Raw genomic sequence first — 16,563 nt, forward strand, 5'->3', positions numbered from 1 at the left:
TCAGACATATGCCCGTCCGGAGGGGCGGGTCCGGTGCGCGCTCGGGCGGCGGCCCGTGTGGCGGACGACGAGGGCGGCGAAGGTGCCCGGGTCGCGGTAGCCGACCTCGGCGGCGACGGCCGCGACGGTGCGGTCGGTCGTCTCCAGGAGGTGGACGGCCCTGCGCACCCGCGCCTCCTGGAGGTACGCGAGGGGGGTCCGGCCGGTCTCGGCGCCGAAGCGGCGCAGCAGGGTCCTGTCGCTGACGCCGAACTCCCGGGCCAGGGCGGGGAGGTCGTAGCGGGCGGCGAGGTCCTGGTCGAGCCGGCGCATGACGGTAGCCGAGAAGGCGTGCCCGGTCGCCGGGAGGAGTTCCGGGTCGACGTACGGCCCCTGGGCGGAGCGGTTGTCGTCCAGGAGGGCGACGCGGGCGGTGGCCCGGGCGGTCCGGGGGCCGTCGTGGTCGCGGACGAACCGCAGCGCGAAGTCGTACATGGCGCTGAACGCCGCCGTGGTCGTCACCCCGCCGTCGGTGACGACCAGGCGCTCCCGGCGGACCCGGACGCCGGGGTGGCGGCGGGCGAGGTGGTCGGCGTACAGCCAACTGGTCGTGGCCTCGCGGCCGTCGAGCAGTCCGGCCTCGGCGAGGAGGAAGGCGCCGACGCAGATCGACACCACGGGCGTCCCGGCCGCCGCCCGCTCCCGGATCGCGGCGATCTCCGGGCCGTACGCGGCGAGCGCGGCGCCCGGGTTGGAGCCGGGCGGCGGTTCGAAGCCGGGCACGATCAGGACGTCGGAGGGGCGGACGGCGGAGACGTCGAGGCGGAAGCCCCCGGAGGCGTGCACGCTCCGGCGCGGGGAGACCACCGTGGTCGCGTACCCGGCCTCCGGCCGGCCCTCGGCGGCGGCGACGTGCGCGGCCATGGTGAGGAGGTCGGGGACGCCGAAGACCTCCGAGGCGAAGCAGCCGGGGTAGGCCAGGACGCTCACCCTGAGCGGGGTCATGCGGAGCCTCCGGGAGGTGCGAGGGCCGAGTGGCGGGATTCCCCGGAGGAGCGGCGGCATCGCCGGTTCCCCGGGGTCCCAGGGTGTCGCCATCCTTCCTGTCATGACAAGCACACGGGAACGGGGCGGGCCGGGCGGGGACGATCCGCTGGAGGACTTCGAGCGCCGGGAGGTGGAGGTGGCGGGCGTCCGCAAGCGCGTGTACGTCTCCGGGGACGGGCCCGCGGTGGTCCTCATGCCGGAGATGCCGGGCATCAGTCCCGACGTCGCCCGGTTCGCGCGGTGGATCCGGGAGGCGGGCCTCTCGGTGTACGTGCCGTCCCTGTTCGGCGTCGACGGGGCCCGGCCGCTCGCCGGGGCGGCGGAGACGGTCGTCCGGCGCGCCTGCGTCAGCGCCGAGTTCCGGGCGTTCGCCGGGGGCGGCACCAGTCCGGTGGCCGGGTGGCTGCGGGGGCTCGCGCGGGTGGCGCACGCGGAGCGGGGCGGGCCGGGGGTCGGGGCCGTCGGGCTGTGCTTCACCGGGAACTTCGCCCTGTCCATGGCGCTGGAGCCGGCGGTCGTCGCACCGGTGGTCAACCACCCCTCGCTGCCGCTCGACGATCCGGCGGGGCTCGAACTGAGCGAGGAGGACGCGGCGGCGGTGGCCGGGCGGGTGCGGCGCGACGGGCTGAAGGTGCTCGCCTACCGCTTCGAGGACGACCGGTGGTGCACGGGGCAGCGGTTCGCGGCGTACCGGGCGCTGCTCGGCGACGCGTTCGACGGGCGGGTGCTGCCCTCCGGGGTGGCGAACCCCGATCCCCCGCCCTTCTTCCGGGAGGTCGTCGGCTGCGCGCACAGCGTGGTGACGGCCCATCTGGTGGACGTCGCCGGGCATCCCACGGTGCGCGCCCGCGACGAGATCCTCGCCTTCCTGACGGAGCGGCTGCGGCCCGGGGCGGGATGAGGGCGGCCGTTCCCGGCGGGGTCAGCGGGTGGGGGCGGGGGCGGTCCAGGAGCTCAGGAGGCGGAGGGCGTCGGCCGTCGCGGAGCCGGGTTCCACGTTGTAGACGCAGAGGGTCTGCTCGGTGTCGCCGGGGACCTGGAACGACTCGTAGGAGAAGTGGAGTTCGCCCGCGACGGGGTGGACGTACCGCTTGTCCCCGTGGGTGCGGCGCAGCACCTTGTGGTCGTTCCACCACGTGGAGAACTCGGGGCAGCCCAGGGTGAGTTCGCCGACCAGGTCGGCGAGCCTGCGATCGTCCGGGTGGCGGCCCGCCTCCAGGCGGAGCATGGCGACCGTCTCCGCGGCGATCCGCTCCCAGTCGCCGACGCGCTCGCGGGCCTCCGGGTCCAGGAGGTAGTAGCGGGCGAGGTTGCGCCGGGGGGCGGGCAGGGCCTCGAAGTCGGTGAGGACGGCGCGGGCCGGCGGGTTGGAGGCCAGCACGTCGGTGCGGCGGCCGAGGACGAACGCCGGTACGCGGCCCAGCGTCTCCAGCATGAGGTGCAGGCCGGGGCGGACGCGCTGGGGGCGGTTCGGGACGCGGCGGGCCGCGCCGGGGGCGGGCAGCAGGAGGTCGGCGAGGTGCTCGCGCTCGGAGGCGTCGAGCCGCAGGGCCCCGGCCAGGGCCGCGACGACCTCGGCGGAGGGGTGGCCCGCACGGCCCTGCTCCAGGCGGGTGTAGTACTCGGTGCTGACCCCGGCCAGGCGCGCGACCTCGTCCCTGCGCAGGCCGGGGACCCGGCGCGCCCGGCCGTCGTCGGGGAGTCCGGCCAGGTCCGGGCTGATCGCGGCGCGCCGGCCGCGGAGGAAGTCGGCGATCTCTCTGCTGCGCTCCATCCCCCCAGTGTGCGGGGTCCCGGGTGCGGCGGGGACCGCCCGGGTGGCCCTGCCGGTACCAGTTCCGGGAGGGTCCGCCGCGGCGCCCCGGGAGGGGCCGCGGGCTGGTGTGCTTGAGCCGTGCCCGGGTCCGCCCCGACGGAGCGGACCGGCACTTCCCTCCCGTTCCCTTTCCTCCCGGAAGGACACCGCGCCATGTCCGCGTACCCCACCGCCCTCACCGCCTCCACCGCCGTCGCCCCGCTCCGGGGCCGCGTCGCCGTCGTCACCGGGGCCTCCAGCGGCATCGGCGAGGCCGCCGCCGCGAGGCTGGCCTCCCTGGGGGCCCGGGTCGTCGTCCTCGCCCGCCGGGCCGAGCGGCTCGACGAGCTGGTCTCCCGGATCGGGAAGGACGGCGGCAGCGCCCTGGCGATCACCGCCGACGTGACCGACCGGGCGGCCGTACGGGCCGCGGCCGACCGGGTCGAGGCCGAACTGGGCGGCGCCGACCTGCTGTTCAACAACGCGGGGGTGATGCTCCCGGCGCCCTTCGAGGAGTCGGCGGCCGGTCAGTGGCAGCAGCAGATCGACCTGAACGTCACCGCCCTGACGCACGTGACCGGGGCGTTCGTCCCGCAGTTGGTGCGGGCCGCCGGGGAGCGGGGGGTGGCCGACCTGATCACCACCTCGTCGATCGCGGCGCAGAACATCTTCCCGACCTTCGCCGTCTACTCGGCCACCAAGGCGTACGTCACGCACTTCTCCCGCCACCTGCGGGCGGAGCTGGGGCCGAAGGGCGTGCGGGTCGCGGCGGTCGAGCCGGGCATCGTCGGCACGGAGCTCCAGAGCCACGTCACCGACGAGGGCGCGCGGGAGTGGCTGGCCGGCTCGAAGGAGGCCATGGAGTGGCTCGCCCCGGAGGACGTCGCCGAGACCGTCGGCTTCCTGGCGTCGCTGCCGCCGCGGGTCAACCTCCAGCAGGTCACCGTCATGCCGACCGGGCAGACCGCCTGAAGCGGCGGACCGGCGGACCGGCCCCGGCCGTCCCGGAGGGCGGCCGGGGCCGGGGTCAGGCCAGGACCCGGAGGGCGCCGGGACAGACCCGGAGGGTGACCGGGAGGGAGGCGTCGACCTCGCCGTCGGCGCCGTACGGGAGGGGCCGGTCGGCCTCGATCCGTATCTCCCGGCCGCGCAGCACCTCGACCTGGGGGCGGGCCAGGTGGGCGCCCGTCTTCAGCTCGTTCATCAGGGCGAAGAAGAGGTGCTTCGGGGCCTGCTTGATGACCACGACGTCCAGGGTGCCGTCGTCGACGCGGGCGCCCGGCGCGATGTTCCTCCCGAAGCCGTAGAAGCCGGAGTTGGCCGCGACCACCGTGTAGCCGCTGCGGTCGTGGCGGACGCCGTCGACGGTGATGCGGTACGCGGCCGGCTTCCAGGCGAGGACCGCCCGCAGGCCGCCGGCGTAGTACGAGGCCGCGCCCCGCAGCACCCGGGAGGCGTTGGCGTGCCGGTTGGCGACCGCGTCCACGCCCGCGTACACGCTGCCCAGGACGCGGATTCCGGGGTGCGCGGCGGACTCCACCTCGATGGTGTCGACGGCGCGCGGCTCGGCTTCGAGGAGGATCCGGGCGAGGCCCGGGGCGTCGGTGGGCAGGCCCAGGGCTCGGGCGAAGTCGTTGCCGCGGCCGGCGGGCACCAGGCCGAGCACCGCGTCCGTGCCGCTGAGCGCGCCGCCGACGCCGCCGGCCATGCCGTCGCCGCCGACCGCGAGGACGACGTGGCCCCGCTCCCCCGCATGCAGGGCGAGTTCGCGGGCGTGCTCCAGGCTGCGGCTGTAGACGGTGTCGAGCCGGGCGCCCGCCTCCCGCAGCAGCCGGGCCAGCGGGAGCAGACCCGCCGTGCCGCTGGAACCCCCTGCGGTGGGGTTGACGACGGCGGTGAACTGTCGCATGGATCAGACCTCCGGGCGGCAGGAGAGGCGGTCAGCGGACGGGGAGGAGGACGCCGGGGTTGAGGACTCCGGAGGGGTCGATCTCGGCCTTGACGGCCTGGAGCATGCGGATGCCGAGGGGTCCGGTCTCGCGAACGTACCAGTCGCGGTGGTCGGTGCCCACGCCGTGGTGGTGGCTGATGGTGCCGCCCGCCGCGAGGATGGCGTCGTTGGCGGCCCGCTTCGCCGGCTCCCAGTGCGCGACCGGGTCCTCGCCCTGCGCGGAGACCACGGTGAAGTAGAGCGAGGCGCCGTTCTCGTACGTGTGCGAGATGTGGCACATGACCAGGGGCGGGGTGCCGGCCTCGGTGAGCGTGCGGGTCAGGGCGTCGCGCACCGCGGCGTGGAGACCGGGGAGCGCGGACCAGAAGGCGGCCGTCTCCAGCGTCTCGGCGAAGGCGCCGGCGTCGAGGAGGGCGTCGCGGAGGTAGGGGGCGTCGTACCGGCCGTGCGCCCAGCGGTCGCCGGGCTCCTCGCCCGTGAACTCGCCGCCGCAGGCGCGGAGGACCTCGTGGACGGCGGCGCGGCGGGCGGCCGTCTCCTCCTCGGTGCCCTCGTAGCCGACGACGGCCGCGCAGCCCGGGTTCTGCGGGAGTCCGCCGCTGCCGATGGCGTCCGGCTGGGCCAGGCCGACGAAGGTCTCGGTCTCGTCGGACAGCCGCAGCACGGTGGGGCGCGGGCCGTCCTGGGCGAGGCGGCGCAGCGCCGCCGTGCCGGCCTCGAAGGAGGCGAAGCGCCAGCCCTCGTAGATCCGGCGGGCCGGGAGCGGGCGGATCCGGACGGTCACCGCGGTGATGACGCCGAGGGCGCCCTCGGAGCCGAGGACCAGCTGGCGGAGGTCGGGGCCGGCCGCCGAGCGCGGGGCCCGGCCGGTCTCCAGGGTGCCTTCGGGGGTGGCGACGGTGAGGCCGAGGACCATCTCGTCGAAGCGGCCGTAGCCGGCGGACGCCTGGCCGCTGGAGCGGGCCGCCGCGAAGCCGCCGACGGAGGCCCACTCGAAGGACTGCGGGAAGTGGCCGAGCGTCCAGCCCCGGGCGTTGAGCAGCTCCTCGCACCGGGGGCCGCGCAGGCCGGGCTGGAGGGTGGCCGTGCGGGAGACCTCGTCGACGGCGAGGAGCCCGTCCAGCCGGCGCAGGTCGAGGGCGACGAACGGGCGCTCGGTGGCGGGGGCGAGGCCGCCGACGACGGAGGTGCCGCCGCCGAAGGGCACGGCGGCGACGCCGTGTTCGGCGCAGGCGCGGAGCACGGCGAGGACCTCGTCGTGGTCGGCGGGGAGGAGGACGGCGGCGGGCGCGGTGCGGACCTCGCCGGCGCGGATGCGCAGCAGGTCGGGGGTGGACTTGCCGCGGGTGTGCCGGATGCGGCTCTCGGCGTCGTCCCGCAGGCCGTCGGGGGCGGCGACGGCCGCGCGCAGCGCGTCGTACGCCTCGCCGGTCAGGGCCGGGGCGGGCGGTTCGACGGCGTCGAGGGTGGTGGGGCCGCCCTCGCGGGGGGTGACGCCGAGCAGGTCGCGCAGGAGGCCGGTGACCGCGTCGGGCAGGGGTGCCGCCTTGGCCGGGTCGCCCCAGCCGCTCCACAACATGTCCACTTCGAGAGGTTCCTCACGGTCTGGTTCACGGACGGCTCTGCCGCTCGGCCCGCACTGGCATTACACTGTGACAGATGACGCCCATTCGTCACAACCATGCAGACTCAGATCCCGTGCTCGACGCCGCCCGCGACTGCGTGCTCGCCGTCGGCGTGCGGCGCACCACCCTCACCGACGTCGCCCGGCGCGCGGGGGTGTCCCGGATGACGCTGTACCGGCGCTGGCCCGATGTGCGCAGCCTGGTCGGCGACCTGATGACCCGTGAGTGGATCGGCGTCGCCGCGGACGCCATGCCGCCCTCCGACGACGACCGGCCCGAGCGGGAGCGCATCGTCGGGGGACTCGTCGCGGGGGCCGCCGCCTTCCGGGCCCACCCGCTCTTCCACAAGATCCTCGACGTGGACCCGGAACTGCTGCTGCCGTACGTCCTCGACCGCCGGGGCGCCAGCCAGGACGCCCTCCTCGGCCTCCTCCACACCGCGCTGGAGAACGGCCACGAGGACGGCTCGGTCCGCGTCGTCCGGACGGACCTCCAGGCCCGCTCCCTGCTGCTCGTCGTGCAGTCCTTCACCCTCTCGCTGCGCACCATGACCGACGAGACCGATCCCGAACTGAGCGAGGCCGCCTTCCTCGGCGAGCTGCGCACCCTGCTGGAGAGGACCCTCACCCCGTGAACCCCACGAGCGGCACCGCCCTGCCCGGCTCCTCCCTCGACGCCGGGCGCCGCCGGCGCGAACTGGAACGGCTCGCGAACGACACCGCCGGCACCGTCGACGTGCTCGTCGTCGGGCTCGGCGCCACCGGAGCGGGGGCCGCGCTCGACGCGGCCTCCCGCGGGCTCTCCGTCGTCGCGGTCGACGCCCACGACCTCGCCTTCGGCACCTCCCGCTGGAGCTCCAAACTGATCCACGGCGGACTGCGCTACCTCGCGTCGGGGCAGCTCGACGTCGCACACGAGAGCGCCGTCGAACGCGGGATCCTCATGGAGCGCACCGCCCCCCACCTGGTGCGCGCCCAGCCCTTCGTGCTCCCCCTCACGCCGCTCGTCGGCCGCGCCCAGGCCGCGCTGGCCCGGTCCGGCTTCCTCGCGGGCGACCTGCTGCGCGTCTCGGCCCGCACCTCGCGCCGCACGCTGCCCCGGCCCCGTACGCTCTCCGCCGTCGAGACCCGGCACCTCGCCCCCGCCCTGCGGCCCACCGGACTCCGCGGCGGACTGCTCTCCTGGGACGGGCAGCTCTCCGACGACGCCCGGCTCGTGACCGCCGTCGCCCGCACCGCGGCCGCCCACGGCGCCCGCGTCCTCACCCGCGTCCGCGCCCTCGCGCTCCACGGCGACGGCGCGACGCTCCGCGACGAGACCACCGGCGAGGAGCTGCGGATCCGGGCGCGCGCCGTCGTCAACGCGACCGGCGTGTGGGCGGGCGGCCTCGTCGGCGACGTCCGGCTGCGGCCCTCGCGCGGCACCCACCTCGTGCTGCGCTCCGAACGGCTCGGCCGCCTCTCCGCCGGCCTGCACGTCCCCATCCCCGGCGAGACGAACCGCTTCGTCCTGGTGCTGCCCCAGGGCGACGGACGCGTGTACGTGGGCCTCACCGACGAACCCGTCGACGGCGACGTGCCCGACGTGCCGGAGGTCCCCGAGACCGACATCGGCTTCCTCCTCGACGTGCTCGGCTCCGCGCTGGACGTCACCGTCGACCGGAGCGACGTGGTCGGCGCCTTCGCGGGCCTGCGGCCGCTGCTCGACACCCGGGACGCGGCGGGCCGCACCGCCGACATCTCGCGTCGGCACGCCGTGCTCACCTCCCCCGAGGGCGTCGTCACCGTCGTCGGCGGCAAGCTCACCACCTACCGCCGGATGGCCCAGGACGCCGTCGACGCCGCCGTCGCCGCCCGCTCACTGCCCGCCGGACCGTGCCGCACCGCGTCCCTCCCCCTCGTCGGCGCCGCCGCGCCGCGGGTGCTCGCGGGGCTCGACGTACCGCCCCGCCTCGTGCACCGGTACGGCTCCGAGGCCCCGGCCGTGCACGCGCTCGGCCTCGCGGACCCGGCGCTCGCCGGGCCCGTCGTGCCGGGCCACCCCGTCACCGGCGCCGAACTGGTGTGGGCAGTCCGGCACGAGGGAGCCCTCGACCTCGCCGACCTCCTCGACCGGCGCACCCGCATCGGCCTGGTCCCCGAGGACCGGGCCGCGGCCGGGACGGCGGCCCGCGAGGTCCTCGCCGGCGCCTCCCTGGCGGTCTGACGCCCCGGACGGCGGGCCCGGGTGGCACCCCCGGGCCCCCGTTGGGACCATGGGCGCCGGAGGACAGCCATGGCACCCGACCCACACCCGTCCCCGCCGGACGACCCCTCACCGGACGGCCCTTCGACGGCCGGCCCCCAGGCCCGCGAGGACGCGTCCGTCCCCGAGGAAGCCGGGACCGAGGACGAGGCTGAGGCAGGGAACGGCGTCGGGAACGGCGGGGCCGGGGCCGTCCCGGATCGTGGGGGCGGGCGGTGGCGGCGGGCCTCCCGGCTCGGGCTCACGCTGCCCGGCTGCTGGGGCGCGCTCCTGCTGGCCTGCCTCTCCTTCACCCCCTCCCTGCTGCCGCGCGGCGGCGTCCTCCAGGGCGTCGTCTGCGGCATCAGCGCGGCGATCGGTTACGGGCTCGGCGTCGTCGCCGCCCACGTCTGGCGGGCCTTCGCCGACCGGGAGACACGCGCCCCGTCCCCCGCGTCCCGGCGGATCCTCGCCGTCGCCTCGGCCGTCCTGCTCGGCCTCGCGTTCGGCCTCGGCCAGTACTGGCAGCACGAGATCCGGGTGCTCCTGGAGGTCACGGAGTACAGCGCCCTCGCCACCGTCGCCTGCCCGTTCGTCGCCGTGCTCCTCTTCCTCCTGCTGCTGTCGGCGGGGCGGGGGCTGCGGCGGCTGTACCGGTGGGTCGCCCGGCTGCTCCGGCGCTGGACCGGGCCGCGCGCGGCGCGGGCCACCGGCTGGATCGTCGTGGCGGGTCTGGCGTGGGCCCTCGTCAGCGGGGTGCTGCTGTCCGGTCTCGTGAGCGCGGCCAACGGGGTGTTCTCGCTGCGGGACGAGGAGACCTCCGAGGGCGTGCGGCGGCCCGTCTCCTCCCTGCGCTCCGGCGGGCCCGGGTCACTGGTGCCGTGGGACTCGCTGGGCCGGGAGGGCCGGGCCTTCACCGGACGCGGCCCGACCGCCCGGGAGATCGGCGCGCTCACCCACCGCCCGGCCCTGGAGCCGGTACGGGCCTACGCCGGACTCGCGACCGCCGACGACGCGGAGGTCCGCGCGGAGCGGGCCGTCGCGGACCTCCGGCGCGCCGGCGGCTTCACCCGGGCGAACCTGCTCGTGGTCACCACCACGGGCAGCGGCTGGGTCGACCCGGCGGCCGTGGACTCCTTCGAGTACCTCGGCGACGGCGACGCGGCCACCGTGGCGATGCAGTACTCGTACCTGCCGTCGTGGCTGTCGTACCTGGTGGACCGGTCCAAGGCGCGGGAGGCGGGCCGCGAGCTGTTCGACGCGGTCTACGACGTCTGGTCCAAGCTGCCCGCCGACCGGCGCCCGCGGCTCTTCGTGGCGGGCGAGAGCCTGGGGGCGTTCGGCGCCGAGACGGCCTTCAGCGGCGAGTACGACCTGCGCAACCGCACCGCGGGCACGCTCTTCGCCGGACCGCCGAACTTCAACACCCTCTTCCGCGAGTTCAGCGACCACCGCGAGGCCGGGAGCCCCGAGGTCGAGCCCGTCTACAAGGGCGGGCGCACCGTGCGGTTCACCGCCGACCCCGGCGCGGGCACCGCCCCGGAGGGCCGGCCGTGGGACGGCACCCGGGTGCTGTACCTCATGCACCCGTCCGACCCGATCGTCTGGTGGAGCCCGGACCTGGCGTTCTCCGAGCCCGACTGGATCGGCGAGGCGCCCGGCGGCGACGTATTGGAGGGGATGGTCTGGATCCCCTTCGTGACCTTCTGGCAGGTCACCGCCGACCTGCCGTTCTCCACGGGCGTCCCGGACGGCCACGGCCACACGTACCGGGCGGCGTACGTCGACGGCTGGAACGCCGTCATGCGCCCCTCCGGCTTCACCCCGCAGGACCTGGACCGGCTGCGCGAGGTCGTCAGCCCGCCGAGGAAGTGACGCGCGGTCACCGGCGGGGGGTCGGGGGCGGGTCCGGGGCTGGGGCCGGGGGCGGGGTCGGGACCGGGGCTGGGGCCGGGAGTACGTCCGGGGCGGGGTCCGGGGCCGGGAGCGGGGCGTCGGCGGGGGACCGTCCGGCGCGCCGCCGGCCCGCGCGGGACGGGCCGCCGAGGAGGACCCCGCCGAGGACGAGGCCCAGGCCGGCCAGCTGCTGGGCGGTCAGCGCCTCCCCGGCGACCGCGACGCCGAGCAGGACGCCCGTCACCGGGTTGAGCAGCCCGATCAGGCCCACGCTCGCGGCGGGCAGCCGGCGCAGTCCGGCGAACCAGGCGGTGAAGGCCAGCGCGGTGGCGACCAGGGAGACGTAGCCGAAGGCGAGCAGCGCGGAGGGGGAGAGCGCGGGCGGGGCGCCCTCGACGACCACGGCGGCGGGGAGCAGGAGGAGGCCGCCCGCGGTGAGCTGCCAGGCGGTCGAGGAGAGCACGTCGGCGTCGGGGGTGGCCCACCGTTTGGTGAGGACGTGCCCGAGGGACGACACCAGCATGGCGGCCGCGGAGGCGAGGACCCCGGCCGCGTTCACCTCCCCCGCCCCCCTGAGCAGCATGAGGGCGACGCCGGCCAGGCCGGTCACGGCCCCGGTCAGGGCGGCGGCGCCGGGCCGCTCGGCCGTGAGGGCCCAGGCCAGGAGCATCATCGCCAGCGGCGCCACGGCCATGACGGTCGACGCGATGCTGGTCGGCAGCAGCTGGGAGGCCAGGTAGACGAGGACGAAGAACAGGCTCACGTTGAGCAGCCCGAGCACCGCCGAACGCCACCACCAGTCGCCGCGGGGCCGTTTCCGCGCCAGGAGGAGCAGGGCGGCGCCGGCCGGCAGGGCGCGCAGCGCCGCGCCGTAGAGCGGACTGTCGGCGGGGAGGAACTCGTGGGTGACGAAGTAGTTGGCTCCCCAGGCCACCGGGGCGACGGCGGTCAGGACGACCCAGCGATTGGCTTCCATGGAAGCCAATATATAGCTTCCCGGGAAGATAAAGTGGGGGGATGGACGTTCCGCCGCCCTCCGCCCCTTCCCCGGACCCCTCCGCCTCCCCGGCCCCCTCCAGTCCCCCGAGCCCCTCCACCTCCCCCGGCGGCCCCGCCTCCCCGCCCCCGCCGGACCGCGTGGCCCGCATCCAGGCCGACTGGCGCCGCGAGCGCCCGGACCTCGACGTCGCCCCGCAGGGGGTCATCGGCCGTCTGCACCGGCTGGCCGACCGCCTCACCGGAGAGCTCACCCCCGTCTACGACCGCCACGGACTCGGCGAGGGCGAGTTCGACGTCCTGTGCGCCCTGCGGCGTGCCGGAGCGCCCTACGAGCGCGCGCCGGGCGAGCTCGCCGCGCACACCATGGTCACCACGGGCGCGATGACCAAGCGCGTCGACCGCCTGGAGCGCGCGGGCCTGGTCACCCGGCGCCGTTCGGAGGGCGACCAGCGGGGGCGGGTCGTCGCCCTGACGGAGTCCGGCCGCGCGCTGATCGACCGCGCGTTCACCGACCACATGCACAACGAGCGGCGGCTCCTGGACCTGCTGACCCCGGCCGAGGCCGAGACCCTCGAAACGCTGCTCACCGGCTGGCTCGCCCGCCTGGAGCGGCCCCCGTCCTAACTCGCCGCCCGGGGCGCCGCCGTCCAGGGGACCGGTCCCGGACGACGCCTCCTCCCGGATCCCGGGGAGAACCCGTCTCCAGCACCACGATGGTTTCCACAAGTCCCTTGCACGCGGGCGATGTCGTGCAGTGGGGTGGGCGCCATGAAGAAGAGAAGCCTCGCGGCGCTGACCGCGGCACTGGCCGTCGCACCCCTTCTGACGGCAGGTGTTCCGGGCCAGCGCGCGGCGGCCGCCGCATCCGGCGCCGACCGCTCCCCCGCCCCCGTCGAGTCGGCGCTCCTGCGCGGAGTGGACCTGGACACGGTGACGATCCCCGAGTTGCAGGCGCGCATGAAGCGGGGGTCCCTGACCTCGTCGGAGCTGACCCGGGCGTACCTCGGGCGGATCAGGGCCGTGGACCCGAAGATCAACGCGGTGCTGCGCGTCAGCCCCACGGCCCTGGGCCAGGCGGCCGCCAGCGACGCCCGGCACCGCCTCGGCAGGACCCGCGGCCCGCTCGACGGAATCCCCGTGCTCCTCAAGGACAACGTCGACACCCGCGACATGCCGACGACCGCCGGATCGCTGGCGCTGGCGGGCGGCCCGCCTGACCGGGACGCGGAGCTGGTCACCCGGCTGCGGGCGGCCGGCGCGGTGATCCTCGGCAAGGCCAACATGTCCGAGTGGGCCAACTTCCGTGGCGCCAAGCCGACTTCCGGCTGGTCGGCGGTGGGCGGGCAGACCCGCAACCCGTACGTCCTCGACCGCAACCCCTGCGGCTCGTCCTCCGGTTCGGCCGCCGCGCTCGCCGCCTCCCTGGCGCAGGTCGCGATCGGCACCGAGACGGACGGCTCCATCGTCTGCCCCGCCGGGATGAACGGGGTCGTCGGGCACAAGCCGAGCCTCGGCCTGGTCAGCCAGGCCGGCGTCGTCCCGATCTCCGCCGAGCAGGACACCGCCGGTCCGATGGCGCGCAACGTCGTCGACACCGCGCTCACCCTCTCGGTGCTCGGCGGCCGCGGCGCCGGGGACACTGCCCACCTCGCGGAGGCGGCCACCCGTCCCGGCAGTCTGCGCGGCAAGCGGATCGGCCTGTGGCGGCTCCCCTCGCTCGGCTCCGGGGTGAACGCCCTGATGACCCGGACCGCCGCGCGGCTGCGGTCCGCCGGGGCGACGGTCGTCGAGGTGACCCCGCCGTACCAGGCCAGGCTCGCCGAACTCGAATTCCCGGCCCTGCTCAGCGAGTTCCACCGCGACATCGACGCCTATCTGGCCACCCGGCAGGGCCCCCGGGACCTCGCGGGGCTGATCGGGTTCAACCGCGCGACCCCGGCCGAGCGGACCTGCTTCGCCGGCCAGGAACTCTTCGAGATGGCGCTGGCCGCGCCGCCGACCACGGACCCCGGGTACCGGGCCGTGCGCGCCGAGCTGAAGGACCTGTCCCGGCGGTCCATCGACGAGACGATGGCCGCGCACGACCTGGACGCCATCGCCTCCCCGGCCAACCCGCCCGCCTGGACGACCGACTGCGCGCGCGGCGACAACGACGTGATCCCGTCCTCCACCCCCGCCGCCGTCGCCGGATACCCCTCGCTGTCCGTCCCCGCCGGCTTCGTCGGCGAACTCCCGGTCGGCATCCTCCTGATGGCCGGCGACCGCCAGGACGCCCGGCTGCTGTCCCTGGGGGCGGCCGTGGAGCAGCGCCTCGGCGCCTGGCGCGCGCCCCGCTACCTGCCCACGACGCCGTCCGGCGCGGCGGGCGAGCGGTAAGGAACCGGGCCGGCAGGGCCGAGAGGTCCTCTCAGGAGCGGGGGCACGCAGCCGCCGACCCGTGGCCCGGGCCACGGGGGTGACGGTCGCACGGCCGCCGCACCTCGGCCCGGGGCCTGCCCCTTCCGGCCCGCCCCGGGGCCAGCCGGAAGGGGCCTGCCGCCTTCGCCGCCCTGCGCGCCCAGAAGCCGGAGCCGGCCCGGACGCGGCCGGCTCCGGCTTCTGGACGAGGTCTTCGAGCACCTGGAGCGGCCCTCCGGGGGCCCGTCAGTCCACGGCGGTCCCCTCCAGCTCGACCAGCTGTCCGGGGATCGCCAGCCGGGTCACTCCGAGCATGGTGGTGGCCGGGGCCACCCCGGCGGCGGCCAGCCGGGCGGCGAGGACGCCGTAGTGCCGGAAGAGCAGGTCGACGTCGGTCGTGTAGACGTCGAGGCGGACCAGGTTCGCGAGGGACATGCCGGCCGCGCCGAGCACCGCCTCCACGTTGTCGGCGCTCAGCGCCAGCTGCGCCGCCATGTCGCCCTCGTGCTGGGGCCTGCCGTCCGCGTCCATGGCGGTCTGGCCCGAGAGGTACAGGGTGCGGGTGTGCCCGGAGACGAGCTCGCCCTGGTTGAAGCCCAACTCGGTCGACCACGTCACGGGGTTGATCGCCGTTCGTTCCATCGTCACTTCGACTCGCTTCGCTTCCGCAGGGGTACGTGCGCCCGCCGGAGCCGGTCTGCCACCGGTCCCCGACGTCGTGGGCACGAGCCTCGCAACAAAACATGACACCCCCGGTCATGTATTCGGTACGGTTCCCGCATGCGCGCCGACCGGCTGGTCTCCCTGGTCCTCCTGCTGCGGCAGCGCGGCCGGATGACCGCGGACGCGCTCGCCCGCGAGCTGGAGGTGTCCGCCCGTACGGTGCTCCGCGACATCGAGGCGCTGTCCTCGGCGGGCGTCCCCGTCTACGCCGAGCGCGGCCGTCACGGCGGCTTCGCGCTGCTGCCCGGCTTCCGGACCGAGCTCACCGGGCTGAACCACGACGAGGCCCTCGCCCTGCTGACCGCCGGTTCGAAGGGCGGCGAGCAGGCCCTCGGCCTCGGCTCCGCCCTCGCGTCGGCCATGCGGAAGGTGGTCGACGCGCTGCCCGACGGCCACCGGGCCGCCGCCGGCGACGCGGCCCGGCGCTTCCTCGTCGACCCGGAGAGCGATCTGCTCTCCCGGCGGCTGACCACCGAGGAGGTGCCCGCCGCCGTGCTGGCCGAGGTCCGGCGCGCCGTGCTCGCCGGGCACCGGCTGCGCATCCGCTACGCGGCCGCCGGCCAGGTGCCGCGCCCGCGCACGGTGGACCCGATCGGCCTGGTCACCGTCCGGGACCGGGGCTATCTGCTGGCCACGCGGTCCGGCGAGGACCGCACCTACCGGCTGTCGCGGATCCTCGCGGCCGAGGAGCTCCCGGAGAAGGCCGAGCGCCCGCAGCGGGTCGACCTGGACCGGATCTGGCGCGACCGCTCCGCGCGGTTCCTCTCCGAGGGCGACCACCTGGCCGTGCGGCTCCTGCTGGAGCCGGCGCGGCGGGAGGAACTCCTGGACACCGCCCTGGCCGTCCGCGCGGAGGAGCCCGGCCCGGACGGCCGGCTGCACCTCACGGTGACCTTCCAGGACGCCCGGCACGCCGAATGGGCCCTGTGGCAGCTCGGCACGGACGCGGAGGCCCTGGCACCCGACTCCCTCCGCGCCTCCCTGCACGCCCGGGCCGCCGCCCTCGCCGCCCGCTACGACGACCGGTAGGAGCGCCTCGCGGGCGGAGCACATATCGCGGGCGTATCGAAAATCCCATACGCCGCCGCAACGACCCGTCGTCTTCCATGGAGGGCATGGATACGGATCACGACGCCGCTCCGCCCGCACCGCAGCGCCCCGCTCCCTCCGCCCGCCCGGTCCGGCGGTTCGCGCCCGGTGTGCTGGCGGGCCTCTGCGCGGCGGGCGGGCTGTTCGCCATGCGGGGGCCGCTCATGATGTCGGCGCCCCGGTGCGCGGCGGGACGGTGGCACGGGTGCCTCGACACCTTCAACGGCGTGGTGCTCGTGACGCTGGTCGCGGTGCCGCTGTCGCTGCTGGTGGCGTGGGGGCCGGCCCGCCGCAGGCGCGCCGCCGGGGTCCCCGGCGCGTGGCGGCGGTCGCTGGCCGAGGTGGGCATGGTGCACGGGACGGTGCCGTTCGTGTGGCTGACGATGATGCCGGGCGCGGGCGCCGGCACCGTGCCGGGGCGGCTGAGCCTGGTGCCGCTGCGGGACCTGGTCACGATGGGGCCGCTCGGCATCGCCGGCAACCTGCTGGTCTTCGCCTCGCTGGGGTTCTTCGGGCCGGTGCGGTTCGCGGCGCTGGCGTCCGTGCCGCGGGTCCTGGCCCTGGGGGCGGGCTGCTCGGTCCTCGTCGAGACCGCGCAGTACGTCCTCCGGCTCGACCGGGTGTCCTCCGTGGACGACGTGCTGGTCAACGCCGCCGGTGCCGGGCTCGCCGCGCTCGCGTCGCGCCGCTGGTGGCGGACGGCGGTCCCGGCCCCGGCGGACCTCCCGCGCCCCGCGGCCGTGAGGGCGGGCTGAGCCGCGTGCCCGCACGGACGCGTGCGCTGCCCCCGCCCCGTACCCGCGCCCTCCCCGGACCCGTTCCCGGACGCGGACGCGTCC

General features: G+C 76.3%; 15 protein-coding genes. 9 read left to right on the forward strand and 6 right to left on the reverse strand.

Features of this window, described 5'->3' with window-relative positions:
• A complete protein-coding gene (locus IE326_RS35090) occupies positions 1-984 on the reverse strand; it encodes a GlxA family transcriptional regulator (protein ID WP_190044459.1) in 984 nt (327 codons plus the stop codon).
• 103 nt (positions 985-1,087) lie between these two features.
• Between IE326_RS35090 and IE326_RS35095 the strand changes: the two genes are divergently transcribed.
• Positions 1,088-1,927 carry a dienelactone hydrolase family protein gene (locus IE326_RS35095; protein WP_150233615.1) on the forward strand — a complete coding sequence of 280 codons (840 nt, stop codon included), beginning with the start codon at positions 1,088-1,090 and terminating at the stop codon, positions 1,925-1,927.
• 21 nt (positions 1,928-1,948) lie between these two features.
• On the opposite strand, the gene IE326_RS35100 is transcribed toward IE326_RS35095, so the two are convergent.
• Positions 1,949-2,800 (reverse strand): helix-turn-helix domain-containing protein, encoded by an 852-nt coding sequence (locus IE326_RS35100; RefSeq protein WP_190044460.1) that lies wholly within the window; start codon positions 2,798-2,800, stop codon positions 1,949-1,951.
• Between the two features lie 195 nt (positions 2,801-2,995).
• Here IE326_RS35100 and IE326_RS35105 point away from each other — a divergent pair, with 195 nt between their 5' ends.
• Positions 2,996-3,793, forward strand: a complete 798-nt coding sequence (locus tag IE326_RS35105) for an SDR family oxidoreductase (protein ID WP_190044461.1) — start codon at positions 2,996-2,998, stop codon at positions 3,791-3,793.
• Between the two features lie 55 nt (positions 3,794-3,848).
• On the opposite strand, the gene IE326_RS35110 is transcribed toward IE326_RS35105, so the two are convergent.
• Entirely contained in the window at positions 3,849-4,730 is an 882-nt protein-coding gene (locus tag IE326_RS35110) for a diacylglycerol kinase family protein (protein ID WP_150233619.1), read from the reverse strand.
• Between the two features lie 31 nt (positions 4,731-4,761).
• On the reverse strand, positions 4,762-6,357 hold the full coding sequence (locus IE326_RS35115; protein WP_190044462.1) for an FAD-binding oxidoreductase: 1,596 nt from the start codon (positions 6,355-6,357) through the stop codon (positions 4,762-4,764).
• Between the two features lie 74 nt (positions 6,358-6,431).
• Here IE326_RS35115 and IE326_RS35120 point away from each other — a divergent pair, with 74 nt between their 5' ends.
• The 3 genes from IE326_RS35120 to IE326_RS35130 all read left to right on the forward strand — a co-directional run bounded on the left by IE326_RS35120 (position 6,432) and on the right by IE326_RS35130 (position 10,495).
• Positions 6,432-7,031, forward strand: coding sequence for a TetR/AcrR family transcriptional regulator (locus tag IE326_RS35120; protein WP_150233624.1), 600 nt, complete (start codon positions 6,432-6,434; stop codon positions 7,029-7,031).
• The gene (locus IE326_RS35125; protein ID WP_190044463.1) at positions 7,028-8,602 is read left to right on the forward strand and encodes a glycerol-3-phosphate dehydrogenase/oxidase; all 1,575 of its coding nucleotides are present in this window, start codon (positions 7,028-7,030) and stop codon (positions 8,600-8,602) included. The genes IE326_RS35120 and IE326_RS35125 overlap by 4 nt, the downstream gene beginning before the upstream one ends.
• A gap of 69 nt (positions 8,603-8,671) precedes the next feature.
• Positions 8,672-10,495 carry an alpha/beta hydrolase gene (locus IE326_RS35130; protein WP_229915811.1) on the forward strand — a complete coding sequence of 608 codons (1,824 nt, stop codon included), beginning with the start codon at positions 8,672-8,674 and terminating at the stop codon, positions 10,493-10,495.
• A gap of 7 nt (positions 10,496-10,502) precedes the next feature.
• On the opposite strand, the gene IE326_RS35135 is transcribed toward IE326_RS35130, so the two are convergent.
• Positions 10,503-11,492 (reverse strand): EamA family transporter, encoded by a 990-nt coding sequence (locus IE326_RS35135; RefSeq protein WP_190044464.1) that lies wholly within the window; start codon positions 11,490-11,492, stop codon positions 10,503-10,505.
• A gap of 41 nt (positions 11,493-11,533) precedes the next feature.
• Here IE326_RS35135 and IE326_RS35140 point away from each other — a divergent pair, with 41 nt between their 5' ends.
• Positions 11,534-12,139 (forward strand): MarR family winged helix-turn-helix transcriptional regulator, encoded by a 606-nt coding sequence (locus IE326_RS35140; protein WP_190044465.1) that lies wholly within the window; start codon positions 11,534-11,536, stop codon positions 12,137-12,139.
• A 144-nt stretch (positions 12,140-12,283) separates the two neighbouring features.
• Complete coding sequence (locus tag IE326_RS35145; protein ID WP_190044466.1) at positions 12,284-13,891, forward strand: amidase family protein; 1,608 nt, start codon at positions 12,284-12,286, stop codon at positions 13,889-13,891.
• A 267-nt stretch (positions 13,892-14,158) separates the two neighbouring features.
• On the opposite strand, the gene IE326_RS35150 is transcribed toward IE326_RS35145, so the two are convergent.
• Positions 14,159-14,554, reverse strand: coding sequence for a RidA family protein (locus tag IE326_RS35150; RefSeq protein ID WP_190045008.1), 396 nt, complete (start codon positions 14,552-14,554; stop codon positions 14,159-14,161).
• 138 nt (positions 14,555-14,692) lie between these two features.
• Between IE326_RS35150 and IE326_RS35155 the strand changes: the two genes are divergently transcribed.
• Together IE326_RS35155 and IE326_RS35160 are read left to right on the forward strand one after the other, a co-directional pair.
• Positions 14,693-15,664, forward strand: a complete 972-nt coding sequence (locus tag IE326_RS35155) for a helix-turn-helix transcriptional regulator (protein WP_190044467.1) — start codon at positions 14,693-14,695, stop codon at positions 15,662-15,664.
• 86 nt (positions 15,665-15,750) lie between these two features.
• Positions 15,751-16,479 carry a VanZ family protein gene (locus tag IE326_RS35160; RefSeq protein ID WP_190044468.1) on the forward strand — a complete coding sequence of 243 codons (729 nt, stop codon included), beginning with the start codon at positions 15,751-15,753 and terminating at the stop codon, positions 16,477-16,479.
• Positions 16,480-16,563 lie beyond the last annotated feature (84 nt).

It is taken from the genome of Streptomyces filamentosus, from assembly GCF_014654895.1.
Lineage (GTDB): Bacteria > Actinomycetota > Actinomycetes > Streptomycetales > Streptomycetaceae > Streptomyces > Streptomyces filamentosus.

Bases quoted from the DNA above. Each gene is read 5' to 3' on its own strand.
- IE326_RS35090 (WP_190044459.1), bottom strand. From the start codon at position 984: ATGACCCCGCTCAGGGTGAGCGTCCTGGCCTACCCCGGCTGCTTCGCC.
- IE326_RS35095 (WP_150233615.1), top strand. From the start codon at position 1,088: ATGACAAGCACACGGGAACGGGGCGGGCCGGGCGGGGACGATCCGCTG.
- IE326_RS35100 (WP_190044460.1), bottom strand. From the start codon at position 2,800: ATGGAGCGCAGCAGAGAGATCGCCGACTTCCTCCGCGGCCGGCGCGCC.
- IE326_RS35105 (WP_190044461.1), top strand. From the start codon at position 2,996: ATGTCCGCGTACCCCACCGCCCTCACCGCCTCCACCGCCGTCGCCCCG.
- IE326_RS35110 (WP_150233619.1), bottom strand. From the start codon at position 4,730: ATGCGACAGTTCACCGCCGTCGTCAACCCCACCGCAGGGGGTTCCAGC.
- IE326_RS35120 (WP_150233624.1), top strand. From the start codon at position 6,432: ATGACGCCCATTCGTCACAACCATGCAGACTCAGATCCCGTGCTCGAC.
- IE326_RS35130 (WP_229915811.1), top strand. From the start codon at position 8,672: ATGGCACCCGACCCACACCCGTCCCCGCCGGACGACCCCTCACCGGAC.
- IE326_RS35135 (WP_190044464.1), bottom strand. From the start codon at position 11,492: ATGGAAGCCAATCGCTGGGTCGTCCTGACCGCCGTCGCCCCGGTGGCC.
- IE326_RS35140 (WP_190044465.1), top strand. From the start codon at position 11,534: ATGGACGTTCCGCCGCCCTCCGCCCCTTCCCCGGACCCCTCCGCCTCC.
- IE326_RS35145 (WP_190044466.1), top strand. From the start codon at position 12,284: ATGAAGAAGAGAAGCCTCGCGGCGCTGACCGCGGCACTGGCCGTCGCA.
- IE326_RS35150 (WP_190045008.1), bottom strand. From the start codon at position 14,554: ATGGAACGAACGGCGATCAACCCCGTGACGTGGTCGACCGAGTTGGGC.
- IE326_RS35155 (WP_190044467.1), top strand. From the start codon at position 14,693: ATGCGCGCCGACCGGCTGGTCTCCCTGGTCCTCCTGCTGCGGCAGCGC.
- IE326_RS35160 (WP_190044468.1), top strand. From the start codon at position 15,751: ATGGATACGGATCACGACGCCGCTCCGCCCGCACCGCAGCGCCCCGCT.